Origin of the sequence: Bernardetia aquimarina, assembly GCF_042180575.1 — a bacterium.
GTDB lineage: Bacteria > Bacteroidota > Bacteroidia > Cytophagales > Bernardetiaceae > Bernardetia.
The window spans coordinates 606822-623052 of the sequence record NZ_CP170094.1 but is presented as its reverse complement, the minus strand read 5'-3'; the positions used below and the strand labels follow the sequence as shown (position 1 = coordinate 623052).

At 31.4% G+C, this 16231-nt stretch carries 16 protein-coding genes; 5 read left to right on the top strand and 11 right to left on the bottom strand.

The features are described 5' to 3' along the window. Positions 1 to 6 precede the first annotated feature (6 nt). A complete protein-coding gene (locus tag ACE193_RS02520; protein ID WP_375561448.1) occupies positions 7 to 480 on the top strand; it encodes a hypothetical protein in 474 nt (157 codons plus the stop codon). Between the two features lie 107 nt (positions 481 to 587). After that, a complete protein-coding gene (locus ACE193_RS02515; RefSeq protein WP_375561447.1) occupies positions 588 to 1772 on the top strand; it encodes an FtsW/RodA/SpoVE family cell cycle protein in 1185 nt (394 codons plus the stop codon). A 28-nt stretch (positions 1773 to 1800) separates the two neighbouring features. Here ACE193_RS02515 and ACE193_RS02510 read toward each other — a convergent pair whose 3' ends face one another. Genes ACE193_RS02510 through ACE193_RS02500 form a run of 3 tightly spaced genes read right to left on the bottom strand, consistent with a single transcriptional unit; the run spans position 1801 to position 4488 of the window. Next, positions 1801 to 2313, bottom strand: coding sequence for an NADH-quinone oxidoreductase subunit J (locus ACE193_RS02510; RefSeq protein WP_375561446.1), 513 nt, complete (start codon positions 2311 to 2313; stop codon positions 1801 to 1803). 11 nt (positions 2314 to 2324) lie between these two features. Next, positions 2325 to 2879 (bottom strand): hypothetical protein, encoded by a 555-nt coding sequence (locus ACE193_RS02505; protein WP_375561445.1) that lies wholly within the window; start codon positions 2877 to 2879, stop codon positions 2325 to 2327. A 10-nt stretch (positions 2880 to 2889) separates the two neighbouring features. Further along, the gene (locus ACE193_RS02500) at positions 2890 to 4488 is read right to left on the bottom strand and encodes a glycoside hydrolase family 10 protein (protein WP_375561444.1); all 1599 of its coding nucleotides are present in this window, start codon (positions 4486 to 4488) and stop codon (positions 2890 to 2892) included. Between the two features lie 155 nt (positions 4489 to 4643). On the opposite strand from ACE193_RS02500, the gene ACE193_RS02495 reads away from it, so the two are divergent. The 3 genes from ACE193_RS02495 (at position 4644) to ACE193_RS02485 (ending at position 7689) form a co-directional block, all read left to right on the top strand. Continuing rightward, positions 4644 to 5057: an Hsp20/alpha crystallin family protein gene (locus ACE193_RS02495; RefSeq protein ID WP_375561443.1), complete on the top strand. Its 414-nt coding sequence runs from the start codon at positions 4644 to 4646 to the stop codon at positions 5055 to 5057. Between the two features lie 496 nt (positions 5058 to 5553). After that, entirely contained in the window at positions 5554 to 6456 is a 903-nt protein-coding gene (locus ACE193_RS02490) for a DnaJ C-terminal domain-containing protein (protein ID WP_375561442.1), read from the top strand. A gap of 264 nt (positions 6457 to 6720) precedes the next feature. Continuing rightward, complete coding sequence (locus ACE193_RS02485) at positions 6721 to 7689, top strand: DMT family transporter (protein WP_375561441.1); 969 nt, start codon at positions 6721 to 6723, stop codon at positions 7687 to 7689. Positions 7690 to 7696: 7 nt separating this feature from the next. Here the strand turns inward: ACE193_RS02485 and ACE193_RS02480 are convergent, their stop codons facing one another. From ACE193_RS02480 to ACE193_RS02445, 8 genes are all read right to left on the bottom strand, one after another. Next, positions 7697 to 8209: a hypothetical protein gene (locus ACE193_RS02480; RefSeq protein ID WP_375561440.1), complete on the bottom strand. Its 513-nt coding sequence runs from the start codon at positions 8207 to 8209 to the stop codon at positions 7697 to 7699. 326 nt (positions 8210 to 8535) lie between these two features. Further along, on the bottom strand, positions 8536 to 9306 hold the full coding sequence (locus ACE193_RS02475) for an LVIVD repeat-containing protein (protein ID WP_375561439.1): 771 nt from the start codon (positions 9304 to 9306) through the stop codon (positions 8536 to 8538). Between the two features lie 51 nt (positions 9307 to 9357). Then, entirely contained in the window at positions 9358 to 9903 is a 546-nt protein-coding gene (locus ACE193_RS02470) for a hypothetical protein (RefSeq protein ID WP_375561438.1), read from the bottom strand. Between the two features lie 77 nt (positions 9904 to 9980). Further along, positions 9981 to 10598 (bottom strand): hypothetical protein, encoded by a 618-nt coding sequence (locus ACE193_RS02465; protein WP_375561437.1) that lies wholly within the window; start codon positions 10596 to 10598, stop codon positions 9981 to 9983. 136 nt (positions 10599 to 10734) lie between these two features. Then, entirely contained in the window at positions 10735 to 11181 is a 447-nt protein-coding gene (locus ACE193_RS02460) for a hypothetical protein (protein ID WP_375561436.1), read from the bottom strand. A 74-nt stretch (positions 11182 to 11255) separates the two neighbouring features. Beyond that, positions 11256 to 13346, bottom strand: a complete 2091-nt coding sequence (locus ACE193_RS02455; protein ID WP_375561435.1) for an OmpA family protein — start codon at positions 13344 to 13346, stop codon at positions 11256 to 11258. Positions 13347 to 13483: 137 nt separating this feature from the next. Next, on the bottom strand, positions 13484 to 14419 hold the full coding sequence (dapF, locus tag ACE193_RS02450) for a diaminopimelate epimerase (protein WP_375561434.1): 936 nt from the start codon (positions 14417 to 14419) through the stop codon (positions 13484 to 13486). A 178-nt stretch (positions 14420 to 14597) separates the two neighbouring features. Beyond that, a complete protein-coding gene (locus ACE193_RS02445; protein ID WP_375561433.1) occupies positions 14598 to 15863 on the bottom strand; it encodes a M16 family metallopeptidase in 1266 nt (421 codons plus the stop codon). Positions 15864 to 16231 lie beyond the last annotated feature (368 nt).

The window sequence follows — 16231 nt, the reverse complement described above, 5'->3', positions numbered from 1 at the left end:
CAATTTATGAAAAATTTAATTTTAGTGCTTTGTGTTTTTTCAATTTTTAGTTGTGCTAATACAAAGAAAAGTAATTCTAAAGAAAATTCTCAAGCAAGTTCAAAACAAGATACTACAATGAATTATAAAGAATTAGCCAAACAGAAACTCAATGTTACAGATAAAGCAGAAGAAAAATTTGAGTGTATAACAAATACAGATAAAACTTTTGTGCTTTGTAAAAAAACTATTGATGGAACTGTCATGCAACCTAGAAATTCGATTCAATATGTTGTCTATGATACCAAAACAAATGAAATGGTCTATGAAGGAAGTATTGGTGGTGGTTTTGTAAAATGGTATGACAAAAATCGTTTAGAAATTTATCAACAACTAGGAATTCCGATGCAAGGTAAGACACAAGATGACCTAATAAAAATATATGACCTCGTAGAAAAAACATATCGCTCAAAAAGTAATGTAGAGAAAAGTGAGAATTGAAAATTATTCTTTATTATTTTATTGTTACTTTAAGAAAATAGGTTTAAATTCGTTTTTGTATAAATCAAACTATAAATTTAGGGAAGTTATAATTCAAATATTTTTCAATGGAAATTAATACAATTAGTAAAAGAATCTTTACAGGTGATAAGATTATTTGGGGCGTAGTTTTCCTCTTAGTTATTATTAGTATTTTGGTGGTTTATAGTGCTACTGGTGCGATTGCCTTTAAAAGAATGAAAGGAGATACAGAATATTATTTATTCAAACATGGTGTTCTTTTAATTATGGCTCTTATCATTATGTGGGTTTGTCATCGGATAGATTATCGTTATTATTCTCGTCTTTCTCGGTTGGCATTACTTATTTCAGTTCCTCTTTTGATTCTGACATGGCTCTTTGGAACGACTGTAAATGAGGCTGTTCGTGTAATTACCATTCCTTTTATCAATCAATCTTTTCAGACTTCAGATTTTGCAACACTTGCCTTGATTGCCAATGTAGCTAGTATGCTTTCCAAACGCCAGCAAAGTATTAGAGAATTTCAGCGTTCTACTTTACCAATTATTTTTTGGTCTGGGCTTATTTGTGGTTTGATTGCTCTTGCCAATTTTTCGTCGGCTATCTTGCTTTTTGCTACTTGTCTTTTAATTATGTTTATTGGACGTGTTCCTGTTCGTTATTTGGTCATGACTGTCGTAATTGGCGCAATGGTCGGAATGATTGCATTAAAATTAGGACAACGTTCTGGAACGGCAGCTTCTCGTGTAAAAGCATTTTTTGATACAGAACAGGTTACTTTTCAAGAAGAACAATCATACATAGCTGTCGCAACAGGTGGATTTGTAGGAAAAGGAATTGGAAACAGTCAGCAACGAAATTTTCTTCCTCATCCTTATTCAGATTTTATTTATGCTATTATTATTGAAGAATACGGACTTCTTGGTGGTGTTATCGTTTTAGGACTTTATCTTATTTTGCTCTATCGTGGAATGGTAGCCATGGCAAAATCTGAACGAGCCTTTGGAGGACTTTTGTCGGCTGGACTTAGTTTTAGTTTGGTCGTTCAGGCTCTTGTTCACATGAGTGTAGTGGTTGGACTTGTTCCTGTTACTGGACTTCCTTTGCCACTTCTGAGTATGGGAGGAACATCTTTATTTTTTACAGGAATTTCTTTAGGAATTATTTTGAGTGTGAGTAGAGGAGAATTAGAAAATACTGAAAAAGAAGCCATTACTCCTCCTTCTCAAACAGGAAATAATTATCGCAGAATTGTTCATACGATTGAGTAAGGAACAATCAAAAATTACGATTGCAATATTATTCTTTTTTTCCAATCAAAACAGCTACACCGAGTAGTGCAATAGTAAGTAAAATACCTCCTAATTCGAAAAATAGAATATAATCTGTCAGAAAAAGACGAGCAATTTCATCAAGTGTAGAATTATCTGCATTTGATGAAATTTCTTTATTGGGTATAAATGTTATTAAATTTCCTCTCAAAATCCAACTAGAAATTAATAAAATAAATAAAACTGAAAGTGAAATACCAGAAAGTTTGTACTGCTTATCAGAAATTATTTTCTCATCGGATATTTTATGCACAAACATAATCCCAAATAAAAGCAATACCACAACACCTCCCACATAAATAGCCAAATGAGTAGCAGCTACAAAATCAGCTCCTTCCAAAACAAAAAGTGCAGCAATGCCAAGCATGGTAGCCAAAAAAGAAAAAGCAGATTTTACGACTTCTTTTTGATACCAAACACTCAAAGCACTTAGAATAACGATTATTCCAAAAATGATTTGTAAGATTTTTATATATTCCATTGTCCAACATTCTAATTATAAACACTAAATATTTTGACTATCTTCATTTCATCATGATAATCTTCAAATTCGTCTTTAGGTTCTGACTTTTCTATAATTGATTCAACTTTTATCATAAAATTATCTGCGTCAGATAAGTTGTTAAACAAATAAAAATCATTTAGTTTATCCAAATATTTCTCTCTTAAAGACCAAGTATCACCACCTATCTCTCTAAGAAAATAAACTATTGCTGATTCCGTATTATTTTTTGGGAAAATGATTTCATAGCCTAAAAAAATATTTAGATTAGTGTCTTCTTCAATTTCCAAAATAGCTATTACTTCAAAATTTTCATCTTCATATTGATTAGAGAAATCAACAATACTTTTATATACAGATAATTCTTCTTCGTTGTTATCATTCTCTTTTGAAAAAAAGATAATATCAATACACTTATTAAACAAATTAGTCTTACCTATTTCTTTCAAAAAATCAGGAGGTAAACTATTTCTCTCTACTCCTCTATATCCTTCATAAAAATGAAAAGGTTTAGGAAAAACATCTCCTACTAATAAATATCTCATAATGTAAAATTTACTGTTTCAAATAACGTCTTTTATACTTAAATAAATCCGATTTTGTAGGAATACTTTCATTATGTAATCTATCAACAGCCGTAACTAAATAGGTGTATTTGCAATTTTTACGAACATTTGGGTCAATATAAAAACATTCTTTTTGGCGTAAAATAGCTGCAATATTTTTTGGGTTCTCAGTGTCGATTTCTTGTCCATTTTCAAAACGATAGACAATAAAATAAGTAGGTTGCTCAAAAGGATCAGCCGTTTCTTGCGCTTGCCAATTCAAAACTGCTCCTTTTCTTGAACCCGAAACGGTTAAATTCATGGGTGGAGGTGGAGGTGTTTGGTCAATCCAAGTCAGAACAGGAGGCAATGCCTTGAAACGATAAAAATTAGCCTTCAAAGAATCTTGCACATGGGCTGGATTATCTTGCAGAAAACGAGAACGATAAAAAATACTTCCTGCTGCCATTCCTCTGCGTGTTCGCATGATTCGAATCTGGTCACTCATTTCAGAAGGATTATTCCAACGCTCATCATATTTATCATTTTGGATTTTATACACAGCATGACCGATATAAATATGTCTTCCAAAACTATTTTCTTGCCACCAGTTGAGCATCGTTTGATAAGGAACAGCATTAGATTTTGTGCTAAAATAAACCTGTGGGGCTAAATAATCTATCCAACCACGTTGCAACCAAAGGCGAGTATCAGCATGTAAATCGTCATACGCAGAAATTCCTTTTGTATCCGAACCTGTTTTATCTTTGTTTTGATTGCGCCAAACAGCACACGGACTTATTCCAAATTTGATATAAGGTTTGATATTTTTGATAGCCAAAGCCGTTTCTTTGATAAAAGTATTGATATTATCTCTTCGCCATTCTTCTATTGTCGAAAATTCTTTTCCGTGTTTTTTGAATGTTTCTGTATCATTATAAACTCCTGCATCAGGATAAGGATAAAAATAATCGTCTAAATGGACACCATCAATATCATAACGCATCACTACTTCAATAATAATTTCTCGTACAAATTCTCTTGCATCAGGTTCACCTGGATTAAAAACCAAACTATTTCCAGCTTGCATAAACCATTCTGGGTGTAGTTTTGTAATATGATTTTCTGGTAAATCAATTTTTTGAGAAAGATTCATGATAGCACGAAATGGATTGAACCACGCATGAAATTCCATCGATTTTTTATGTGTCTCTTCTATCATAAAAGCCAGTGGGTCATAAAAAGGCATCGGCATTTGTCCCATTTTTCCAGTCAAAACAGAAGACCAAGGCTCACGAACAGAGGGATAAAGTGCATCTCCAGAAGGTCGGACTTGCACAATAAGTGCGTTTAAGTTATTTTGAGAGTGCATTTTTACCAAACTAACAAACTCTTCTCGTTGAGCTTTTGAGTTGAGATTCGACTTAGAAGGAAAATCAATATTTCCTACACTAGCAATCCAAACGGCTCTAAATTCTCTTTTTGGAGAAGGATTTAATAACAAATCTTGAGAAAAAACAGTTTGACAAATAGATAAAGAAAAGAATAGAGCAATAAACAAAGAAAAAAAACGAGTTGTTTTTTTTGTAGAAAGGAATAATATTTTCATTTTTTGGATAGAATTCAATTTTTATAATACAGACTTAACTTTATTCAAAGGTATTACATTATTTTCAATTCTGTTTTTTTTGATTTGCTAAAGTTTTCTTTATTTCAAGTTATTTTATCACTAATTTGCCTTTTAAACACTCAAATTTTACAATTATGGAATACAAAAATCCACTTCAACTTATCGATAATCTTGTCGGACAAGCAAATGAATATCTTACTAATCAGATGGTTATTAGTCGTCCTGCTGTGAATGTTTCGGAAACTGAAAACTCATATTGTGTTCAGCTTGCAGCCCCTGGACTAAAAAAAGATGATTTTGAAATTGACCTGTCTGAAGGAAACCTAACTATTTCAGCGAACAAAGGACACGAAACAACTGCTTCTACGGGAAAGAAATTTACTCGTAGAGAGTATAGTTTTTCACAATTTAAACGTACATTTTCGCTTCCTTCTCACGTCAATACAGACAAAGTGGCAGCAAAATACGAAGATGGAATTTTGGAAATAATTTTGCCATTCATAAAACCAGAAACACAATCAGAAATTAGAAAAGTGAAAATTGATTAGTCACATATATTTATCGTTCGTGAGGACACGAACAATGGTAAATTAAATTACTTTTCAACAAAACAATCGTTGCTCGTGTCCTTACCATAGCCGTAAGGTTAATAATAAAAACAGGGTTTTAACCTACTGTTTACCCACATGTTTTTAAACGTAAAACATAGATAGTGTATTTGTAGGTTAAAGGCTTGCCTTTGACTGTATTTGTATTCTTTTCAAACTAAAAAATGACTACCTAACCTGTCAAAGGCAAGCCTTTGCCCTACAAATTTCAATATTTCCATTGTTTTGGAAACTATTTTATGCAAAAACAACCTATTTTAGACTTGTGGGCAATCGATAGGGTTTTAACCCTGTTTACGAGATAAAATAAAATTAACCTTACGTCTATGGTGTCCTCACGAGCGACTTTATTTAAAACAACAAATTCATAAAATATAAATAAACATTTATTTTCTGAATATTTTTTTATTAAATTTTTAGACAAGAATAGATAATTATGGATTACTACAAAACATTAGGAATAACAAAATCTGCCTCAGCAGACGAAATAAAAAAAGCATTTCGAAAACTTGCCGTAAAATATCATCCAGATAAAAATACTGGAAACTCTACTGCAGAACAAAAATTTAAAGAAATAAACGAAGCATATGAAACACTAAAAGACCCAGAAAAACGTAAAAAATACGACCAATACGGAAAAGATTACCAAAAGTATGAAGGTGCAGGAACTGGTGGTGGAGCTTATGATTTTGGAGGAAACAGAAATGGAGGAGGATATGCACAATACGAAACCAATTTTGATGATGCCTTTGGACAAGGTGGTTTTAGTTCTTTCTTTGAGCAAATGTTTGGAGGAGGACAAGGAGGAGGTTTTGGTGCTGCAGCTTCAACAGGGCGAGATTTGGAAGCCGAAATGACTATTACTTTGCAAGAAGCATACTTCGGAACTACTCGTACAATTAGTGTAAATAAACAGCAACTTCGTATAAATATAAAAGCTGGAACAACAGATAATAAAAAACTCAGACTAAAAGGAAAAGGTGAAAAAGGTTCAAACGGACAAAGTGGCGACTTGTATATTTATGTGAAGATAGAAAAACACCCAACCTTTGAAAGAAAAGGAGATGATTTGTATTGTAATGTAAAAGTAGATTTGTATGCTGCTGTTTTGGGTGGAAAAGTACAAATCCCAACTATCAAAGGAAGTCCTATAAACATTCCTATTCCAAAAGGCGCACAAAATGGACAAAAACTTAGATTGAGAAACTTAGGAATGCCTGTGTACGGAAAATCAGATAAGTTTGGAGATATGTTTGTCAAACTTCGTGTCGAAATTCCAACTCAACTGAGTGACAAAGAAGAATCTTTATTCAAAGAATTGAGCCGATTGAAAGGCTAATTTATAATCAGTAGCTTTTAGCGTTTTAACTTTACAATTCCATGTAATTAAAATGTAATAAAGTATTAGGGTTTAAAAAATTTTTATTGGACTTTTGAATAAGAGTACGTATTTTGCAGAGATTTGTAGTTGATAGATAATCTTCTAGCTGTGAATAGTTAACAAACTAAACTATTATTTGCTATCTTTAACAAATCTTACAGAGTTAGATAGAACTAATTTTCTGTTTTCTCTATGTTTATGTATCCTTAATTAGAAATTTTGATGTCTTCTAATGTACGCACCTATGTCATGCTTCACATGATTGTATTATTGAGTAGTTTTATTCCCTCAATAGTACTTTTAATTGATGTGCCTGCTATCGAACTGCTTTTTTTGCGTACTTTGGCAGCCTTTGTTATGTTATTGTTTTTGATTAACAAACGTGCTGCTCCAAGTTTATTTACAAGAAAGGCAATTCTTCACATGTTAGGTTCTGGAATATTAGTTTTTCTTTATTGGGGCTTGTCTTTTATTTCTGCTAAAATATCCACTGCTTCGGTGTGTTTGGTCGGAATGGCTACCACTTCACTTTGGATTAGTTTTTTAGACCCTCTTTTATCAAAACGAAAAAGTCGTCCATTTCAAGTATTGGTTGGAATGAATGCTATTTTGGGTATTTATATTATCTTCAATTCTGATTTTAATTATGGCTGGGGATTGGCTGTGGGTATTATAGGAGCAATCTTTGGCGCACTTCTTACTATTTATAATGCAAAACTAGCTCATCAACACGATGCGTATGTTGTTACTTTTTATCAAATGGGAGGCGCATTGATTAGTACTACTATATTTTTGCCTTTTTATTATTATTTCTTCTTAGTTCCTGAAGGAAAATCATTTCAATTTGATGCAAGCCCTACTGATTATATGCTTATTTTAGGACTTGCTTTTGTGTTTTCTATTTATGCCTATTCTATTTTTATTAGTATTATGAAATCAATACCTCCTTTTACGGTGGCTTTGGTTAGTAATTTGAATCCTGTATATGGAACGGCTGCTGCGATTTTACTTTTTCAAGAAAATGTGATGAATACAGGTTTTTATATCGGAACAGGATTATTACTTCTTTCGGTATTTACGTATCCTATTTTGAGCGACTATATGAAAAACTATAAAAAAAATCAGATAGAAAATTCAAAAGAAAAGAGCGAAAACCAAAATAAAGTAGAAGAAAAAATTGCTACAGATTAATTTTATATCACGCCCAAGTTTGTTCACTTCTAAAAAGAGAAATTTCTTCATTTTGAAGAGATAATTCTTTACAAACTTTTTTGCTGGTCGGACGCTGTAATAAAAACAGAGTGAGAATACTCATGACAACAAAAGCAAAAATCCCTTCTCCTGTCATATAATATCCTAGCGCAGCAAAAGCTCCTGAAAATGCAGGGAATGTATATTTATAGCTAGAAGCACGAAGAAAATGCTGTACTTTCCAACGTAAGAGTACTTGTGCTTTTGCATTTGGAATACGTTTTTTATAAAGTAAAATACCTAAAAGAGCTACTCCAATACAAGAAATAGCTAATAACCATATAAACCATTGTGGGAAATTATTTATATATGGATAAACATGACTGTTGGGTTGCTGATAACGCCCTAGTCCAAAAAATAATAATATAAGAGGTGCTGAAACGGATGAGTAAAATAAAATATCTAATCGATGAAAAAAATCCGAACGCCTAGTAACACCAAAGAAGCCTTTCTTTTGCATAAATTAATTATAAATCAAGTAAGTATAAATAGAAAATAATTAGAGGTAGAGTCGATTTATGTATAAAATTTTATAGGCAATTTGGGTAGTTTAGATATTGGTTTAATTATATTTTGTCTATCATTTCTTATTACTTGAAACAATATCTACACCAAAGTTATTAAAAAGTAATAAAAAATGACATGTATTTTTAAATTTTTTGATAAAAATATACTAAAATGCTATGAGTCAGATTTTTAAATAAAAAAAACTTGTTTTTAGCTATTCGTTTTGTAACTGAATAGTAAAAACAAGATTAAAATATTTAAGACTGAATCAAGAAATAGTTATTCTTTTTCTACTTCTATCAAACTAAGCAACTCCATTTCTCCAGATGGCTTGTACTCATATTGATAAAAACCATCTTCAGCAATAAGTAACAATAAACCATTGAAAGGAATTACATCTCTTGCCTGTATATTTCTAAACTCATGTAAAAGTTGGATTCGGTCTGGCGTAAATGTAACATCAAAAACTTTTAAACCTGCATTGCCATCACATACAAAAAGTAAGTCATCATCTATTCCTAATCCATAAGGATTTTCCAGTTGATAGGCATTAACAGCAAAAGGTTGAGCAGGATTGCTTACATTAATAATTTCTAATTGGTCTATATTCGAAGTGTTTCGACAAGTCGTTCCTGAACGAACAGTTACATATGCATAATCTCCTTGAACTACCACAGGGTCACAGGCTTGAACATGCTCATACATAGATAAATAACGAGGAGCAGAAGGATTCGAAATATCATAAATCAACATCCCTGTTTGTGTTCCTAAATACAGAATATTATTATATGGAAAAACAGTTTCGACTCCACTTATCAAATCAACAGTTTGTTCAAAAGTAGGATTTGTATTTTCTTCAATATCAAAAATTCGCATTTGGTCGTTATCTATTGTATAGAGTTTGTCCCCCACAACTGTAAAACGGGCTAGTGAACCTCCTTTGCCTCCGTTATTGACAGAATCTACACTATTTTCAGAAAAATCATCGTTTTGACAACTGCTCAAAGCAAAGACTAAAAAACCAAAAAGTATATATATGTTATTTTTCATTTTTTTTTAATTAAATTATTTCAAATTAAGAATTTATGTTGGAGTAAAAAATTAATCGTTTTTTATCCAATTAATGATATATCCTTTGCTGGCATCATATTCAAATTCTCCTCCATCTGGTGGACGTACTTGATTAGCTTCTGGAAAACTCTCTTCAATACGCTTCAAAACTTGAATAGATGGCAAATTTGAAATATCTATAGCTACTAAATCAACAGCGTTATCTGCATACAAAACATTACCTTTTGTAGCAACATCTACATTTCCTGAAATGGCAATAAAACCAACATTTTTTGGGTCTCTTGGATTACGGTTATCAATCACATGAACACCTTCATAACGTTCTCCAACAAAAACATACGAGCCTTTCATAAATATTTTACCTGTATTTTGGAGTGGACGTGCAGCTTCAAATTTTACAGAGTTATTTAGTTCTTGGCGACTCATATAAACTGGACTATACTCTGTTTTATAAACAGGTTGTGATGGCTCTTCCACATAAAAACAAGCTGCCAAACCAAAAAGAACAATTCCAAAAAGCATGAATTGAAGAACTTTTTTGGGAAAATTTTGAGTAAATACAATGTGTTTTTTCATAAAATAAAAATTTAGGTTTTTTTAAGGCTTTTAATTCAAGACGTGAAATTTTTGAAAATCGTTGCAAAGGTTTTTTGTTAATTATTATAAGAGTCCATCAATCCTTGTGAAGTATGTCCTTGCAATTTTTTTAACTGTGCTTTATTAAAACTGCCTTCAAATTCATTCGAATAAATAACTATTTTTCCATTGATAAAAAGTTCAAATCTACATGTAGCTTTTATTTTTCCTTCTACACAAGGAGCTACGAATTCCCAATACTGATTTGGCTTTATGAAGACTGAATGATAACTATTTCCACACCAACTACTTGGGATATACTCAATATCTTGCCATTTATTTTTATAAAAAACCTGTCTTTTTAGATACAAACGACTGTCTTGTGCAACTAATTCAGAAATAGAATCAGTTTTATTAACAACAAAAATTTTAAAGCCACTAATTTTATCCGTAAAATTTGTAGTAGAATCCAAACAAACTATAATTTGCAATTTATCCTCTTCAAATATTTTTTTTATAAAATCTAATTTTTTAGGAATGTTCTCATCTTTATAAAACCCTCCAAAAGCTGTTGAGTCTTCTATACTTGAACCTGCATAAAAATAACCTCTGAGTTTAAAATTTACATCTAAACATTGTTGTCCGAAACAAGAAAATGTAACACATAACAAAACTGATAAAATTGTATATTTCATAATTTTTGATTATTTATGATAATAAAATATTGATTTTTATTATAGAACGAAAAAATATATTATTGTGCTGCACTAAAGTTAAGATAATAAAAAAAGGTACTTCAATTAAGAAATACCTTCACAAAATAAAAAAATATTATTGCTCTTTTATTTCAATTTCTTCATATACATCTTCAATTTCCTCTCTAATTTCTTCTTCTGTAATTTTTATGGGAGCAGCTATTCTAGCTAGAAGATAGGCTTTTACCTCCTTTCCTTCTTCACTATTTTTATAAAAGCTACAATAATGTGTCATTCCTCTATAATATACAATCTCTTGATATTGATTCTCTATACATAGGAAAGAAGCTGAATAATTACGATCACTTCCTAATGAGTATTCGTAATAGGTCTTATCATCTATTTGAAAAGAAGCTTTTGGAGTTGAAAATTTGAAAGCAGTTAAATAACTACTATATTCTTTTTTCTTTTTACAGCAATATTCATCGCCATCACACAAAAAATTACTACTGATTTTATCATTTGAAGTTGTGCAACTTTGAAATAGTAAAAAAATAAATGCTATTTTTATAAAAGATGTCATAAATTATTTTATTTTAAATAAAAAAAGGCATTTCAATAAAGAAACACCTTTTTAGAGTAAAATTTTATAGAAAGTTACTTCACCACTTCCACCGTAGTACGACGATTTAATTGATGTTCTTCTTCATTTTTAGCATTTGGTATTTTCAAGCGATTTTCGCCATAACCTACTGCTTTTATCTTGTCTTTTGAAACACCTTTTTCAAGAACATAGTTTACAGCTGAGTTTGCACGACGTTGTGAAAGTCGTTGGTTGTAACCATTCGAACCTCGTGAATCTGTATGTGAACCCATAGTAAGTTTAGCATCTGGATACATCGCTAAATATTCTTTTAAGAAAACTACAAAATTATCTAATTTCTCTTTAGCTTCTGGAGTTAGTTCTGCACTATTGAGTTTGTATAAAATCTCAATTTCTGGTGGCAGCATATCTTTTCCTTCTCCTCCTCCAGTTACGAAGAAATCTTTTGTCAAAACAAAAGCCGTATCAAAATAAACGAGTGTGTACATTTGAGTCAGTTTGTTTTTATCCAAACCACGACCAACAGTAGAAAAAGCATTATCATTTTTTGGTAAATATCCTGCTGCTGTTACATCAATATCATATACCTTTCCAATAACAAGAGAAGTATCAAATAAGAATTTTCCTTTGTCGTCTGTCGAAACTTTTACAATGTTATTATTGCCCAAATTCAAATCCATTTCTACACCTGAAAGAAATTCACGAGTATTTTCTACTTTATCAACTCCCTCAACTGTTCCACGAAGCACATAACGCACCTCACGAATATCTAAAGAATCAAGATGAAAACGGTAAATATCATCGTTGGTTTCTGCAATAACTTCACTTTCATTTTTCTCACGTTTTGAGGTAAAATAACCTCCTTTGTCTTCTTTTTCTGTAAAAGTAAGTCCAAAATCATCGCCTGTACTATTTATTGGCGCACCTACATTGCGAATTTTCTTAATCATTGAAGTAGTATCCGTATCTGAAGGGTTTTTCATTTCTTCTTGAACAAAAATATCCAAACCACCTAAACCACCATGTCCGTTAGAAGCAAAAAAGAAACGTCCTTTTTCATCGATATAAGGAAACATTTCATTTCCTTCTGTATTAATATCATCTCCCAAACGAACTACATTTGACCACGTTTTGTCTCTGTCATTAAAACTAGCTTTATAAATATCCAATCCACCTTTACTAGAAGCACGATTAGAAGAAAAATAAAGTGTCTGACCATCTTTAGAAATGTGTGGCGTTCCGTCCCAGTAGCTACTATTTACATAAGAAAGAGGTTTTGGGTCTGACCAAAGACCATTATTCAAAGAAGAAGTATAAAGACTAACCTCTTTGTCAGATTCTCCTTTTTTATCTCCATTTCCACTACGAGCAAAAATTACTGTCTTTCCATCAGGCGAAAAAGTAGCCGAAGCATCATGAGTTCCTACTTTATTAAAAATTTCTCCTCCCCAAAGTTTTACAGTTCCTACACACGCATTTGTGGTGTCAGAAATATCGTTTTCATTTTCGAAGCTGTACAAGTCATAAAAACCTTGTCCTGTTCCTTCATAAGTTGCTTCTTTTCTTCTATCTGACGAAAAAACCAGTTTGTTCATCCATTTTGTAGGTGCAAAATCCGAATTTTCAGTATTTATTCCATCACAAGGAACAACAGTAACATATTGATTTGCTTCTGCAATTTCATTGATAGACTCTAGGTTGTCAATTTCACTTTGAGCTAATGCTTTGAGTTTTTGATTGATTCCTAATTTGACATAATCTTCAAATTGAGCTTTTGCTTCATCGTATTTTTTATTGACTTTCAAGGCTTCGGCTGTGTAATAACGAAGTGTATCACGGTCGCCTGCTGTGAGTTTGTTTGTTCCTGCTTCCACTACTTTTTTATAATGAGGTAATGCCATTTGAAGACGATTCGAACGGCGATAGGCTTCAGCAATTTTATAATTTACCTCAGCAGCCTTCGCTGGATTTTTGGCTAAATAAGATTGATAAAGTGTAATGGCTTTATTATAAGCTGCTCTATCAAATTCAGATTCTGCTTTTTGATAAACAGATGAGCAACCTGTAAAAAATGCAAAAAGTAAAATCAAAGCTGCAAATAGCTTGATAGAATTACCTTTTTGAGATTGGTTTTTGAGATTCATATTAATAAGAATAATTACGAATTACGAATTGAAAATTATGAATGTAACACGTTTAAATAGTGTACGTTGTTTAATTTTATATTCTTTAGTTGATTTTATTTGTTGTTTTTCTGACACCTTAGAAGGTGTGAGTTATATTATATATTCCCTTCAAAAACTGCTGTTGCAGCTCCTATTAGAAAAATATTTGTGAAATGATGTTCGGAATTTCTATTGGAATAATCAAAACGCACCTGTAAATTCCCTCCTAAAGTGTGAATTTGTACTAGGTTTGTTTGATTTGTATTTTCATCTAAATTAGTAGTTATATTTTGGTCATATAAAGAATAAGCTAGAGCGCAAGCTGTTACGCCTGTTCCACAAGAAAGTGTTTCGTCTTCTACGCCACGTTCATAAGTTCTTACAAAAATGCTATTTTTTTCTGAATTATTTGCATTCCTTGCAACAAAATTAACATTTGTACCTTCTTTTTTGAATCTTTCATTATACCGAACCTTTTTTCCTTCTTCTACAACAGCATAATTTTCTAAGCCATTTTGTGTTTTTTTATTATCTGTTTCGGACAAAAAACTCACATAATGAGGCGAACCTGTATCTAAAAAATAGGCATTTTTATCTGACTCAAGATTAGACTCAAAATTAGAATTGAGATTTGTTTCTACTTTTGAAACATCGCCCATTTGGAGTTCTACTTCTGTAACAATTTCTTTTTCTGAGTTTTCTACACTCATTACTTTTGCAAAATGTAGTCCATCAAAAGCCATAAAAGTAGTTTCTTTTCCTTCAAAAACACCCAAACGATACGCAAAAGCAACGGCACAGCGTCCACCATTTCCACACATAGAACTTGTATTTCCATCAGAATTGAAATAAACCATTACAAAATCTCCTTCAAGTGATTTATCTGTTGGATTTTCTATTAAAATAAGTCCGTCAGCACCAATCCCGAAACGACGATGACATAATTTTTCGATAAAATTTTTGTCTTTTTTTTGTTCTTCAGAAAAAGAATTATCACGATTATCAACCATAATAAAATCATTTCCTGTTCCTTGATATTTATAAAATTTCATTTTTTTATGTTTATGTCGTTGGTGGGGACACCAACAACGGCAGGTAAATTAAATTTAGAAGTTAGATTTTAGAAATTAGAACTGAAAGTCGGCGTAGCCAATTAAATTCAAATAAATTTAGAAGTTTAGAAATTGAATAAATAAATCTAAATTCTGACTTCTAAAATCTAAATTTGTTTTAACCTATACATACTTCTGTCAAATCTACTAAATATTTCTGTGCCATTTTCTGTACATTTTCTACGGTTACTTTTCTTAGATTAGTGATGTAATTATTGTAATAGTTTTCATCAAGGTTATACAAATGAATATCCTGCATTTTGTCCATAACTGCAAAAGCTGTTGAGAGCGAACCCAAAAAGTTTCCACTCATATAATTTTTTACATTTTCTAACTCTTCTTCCGAAACAGGTTCATTTTTCAATCTTTCAATTTCCTTATAAATTTCATTAACGGCATCTTGATAAATTTCTTTTTTTACATCTGTACCAATTACGAAATACGAACCATTTTTCATAGCTGCATTTCTTGACGAAATTCCATACGTATAACCTTTATCTTCTCTAATATTTTGCATCAACCTTGAGCCAAAATAGCCTCCCAAAATCATATTCATAACCTTGAAAGCTGCATAATCTGGGTGTTTTTGATTGAAAAGAAGTCTTCCAATACGAATAGAAGTTTGTACACTTCCCTCTATTTCTTCATAGATTTTAGTAATAGAATTAGTCGGGTTTTCTAATAATTGCTTTTCTTTCTTGTCAGAATCAACTGCAAAACTTTCGATAAAATTAGTTATTAATTTTTCAGAATCAGCATCAATATCTCCTACTAAATAGGCTTCAAAAGGATTTGATTTGATATGAGTTTCATAAAAATCAATTAAATCTTGTCTTTGAATTGCTCTAATACTCTGCTCACTTGAAGAAGCAGAATAAGGATGGTTTTCTTTAAAAAGCACTTCTTTAATTTTGACAGTCGCTCGGTAAGCTGTTCTTTCTTCTTGAATTTTTAGATTTTGAACCGAACGGTTCTTTAAATTATCTATTTCAGATTGTGGAAAAGTAGGTTCTTGTAAAATTTCCTTTAATAAAGGTAAAAGGTGTTCTAAATGTTTTTCTAAGGTATAAAAAGAAACAATCGTAAAATCATTCCCTGAATCTACCTGTATTGAAGCTCCATAAAACGAAATTTTGTCAGCAATTTGTTTTCCTGTATTGGTTTGTGTGCCTTCTAAAAGCATTTTTGCCATAAAAGAAGCCTCTCCTGTTTTATTTTCTTGACATCTTCCTGCCTCAAAAGCAATTTGAAAGCCCAAAACTGGCTGATTTTTAGTGATTAATTGATGAAAAGAAATACCATTTTTTAGTTTCTTTGTATTAATCTTTGGTAGTTGGTGTGATTTAATAAGCTGAAAATCAGGTGATTTTGTACGGTCAAGCATAGAATTTTGTGTTACGTAGCCGACACTTTCCAAGTGTCGTTATGTTTTATTATTTCTGACACTTGGAAAGTGTCAGCTATATTATAATAGGCGAAAATAGCCATTTTTAATCAATCTTCTATAAGAATCTCAAAATTAGTTGATTGTTTTTTTATCTTGGTATATTTTTGGAATATGTAGTGTTTATAAATCTATTTTAAGAAAAAATAATGCTTTTGATAGAAATTTGACTGCAATAAGACTTTCAATCAAGCGTTTTGTTGGTAGTTAGAAGGTTGCTCGTGAGATATGAGCAACAATAAAATCAAATACTATTAAATTGTTAATCAAGAAATAAATAAAATCCTACCATTATTCATGTTCTCATG

Excerpts from the sequence above, each read along its gene's own strand:
- ACE193_RS02445 (WP_375561433.1), bottom strand. The coding sequence starts at position 15,863 with ATGCTTGACCGTACAAAATCACCTGATTTTCAGCTTATTAAATCACAC.
- ACE193_RS02495 (WP_375561443.1), top strand. The coding sequence starts at position 4,644 with ATGGAATACAAAAATCCACTTCAACTTATCGATAATCTTGTCGGACAA.
- ACE193_RS02470 (WP_375561438.1), bottom strand. The coding sequence starts at position 9,903 with ATGAAAAAACACATTGTATTTACTCAAAATTTTCCCAAAAAAGTTCTT.
- ACE193_RS02455 (WP_375561435.1), bottom strand. The coding sequence starts at position 13,346 with ATGAATCTCAAAAACCAATCTCAAAAAGGTAATTCTATCAAGCTATTT.
- ACE193_RS02485 (WP_375561441.1), top strand. The coding sequence starts at position 6,721 with ATGTCTTCTAATGTACGCACCTATGTCATGCTTCACATGATTGTATTA.
- ACE193_RS02490 (WP_375561442.1), top strand. The coding sequence starts at position 5,554 with ATGGATTACTACAAAACATTAGGAATAACAAAATCTGCCTCAGCAGAC.
- ACE193_RS02500 (WP_375561444.1), bottom strand. The coding sequence starts at position 4,488 with ATGAAAATATTATTCCTTTCTACAAAAAAAACAACTCGTTTTTTTTCT.
- ACE193_RS02520 (WP_375561448.1), top strand. The coding sequence starts at position 7 with ATGAAAAATTTAATTTTAGTGCTTTGTGTTTTTTCAATTTTTAGTTGT.
- ACE193_RS02475 (WP_375561439.1), bottom strand. The coding sequence starts at position 9,306 with ATGAAAAATAACATATATATACTTTTTGGTTTTTTAGTCTTTGCTTTG.
- ACE193_RS02465 (WP_375561437.1), bottom strand. The coding sequence starts at position 10,598 with ATGAAATATACAATTTTATCAGTTTTGTTATGTGTTACATTTTCTTGT.
- dapF (WP_375561434.1), bottom strand. The coding sequence starts at position 14,419 with ATGAAATTTTATAAATATCAAGGAACAGGAAATGATTTTATTATGGTT.
- ACE193_RS02480 (WP_375561440.1), bottom strand. The coding sequence starts at position 8,209 with ATGCAAAAGAAAGGCTTCTTTGGTGTTACTAGGCGTTCGGATTTTTTT.
- ACE193_RS02515 (WP_375561447.1), top strand. The coding sequence starts at position 588 with ATGGAAATTAATACAATTAGTAAAAGAATCTTTACAGGTGATAAGATT.
- ACE193_RS02505 (WP_375561445.1), bottom strand. The coding sequence starts at position 2,879 with ATGAGATATTTATTAGTAGGAGATGTTTTTCCTAAACCTTTTCATTTT.
- ACE193_RS02510 (WP_375561446.1), bottom strand. The coding sequence starts at position 2,313 with ATGGAATATATAAAAATCTTACAAATCATTTTTGGAATAATCGTTATT.
- ACE193_RS02460 (WP_375561436.1), bottom strand. The coding sequence starts at position 11,181 with ATGACATCTTTTATAAAAATAGCATTTATTTTTTTACTATTTCAAAGT.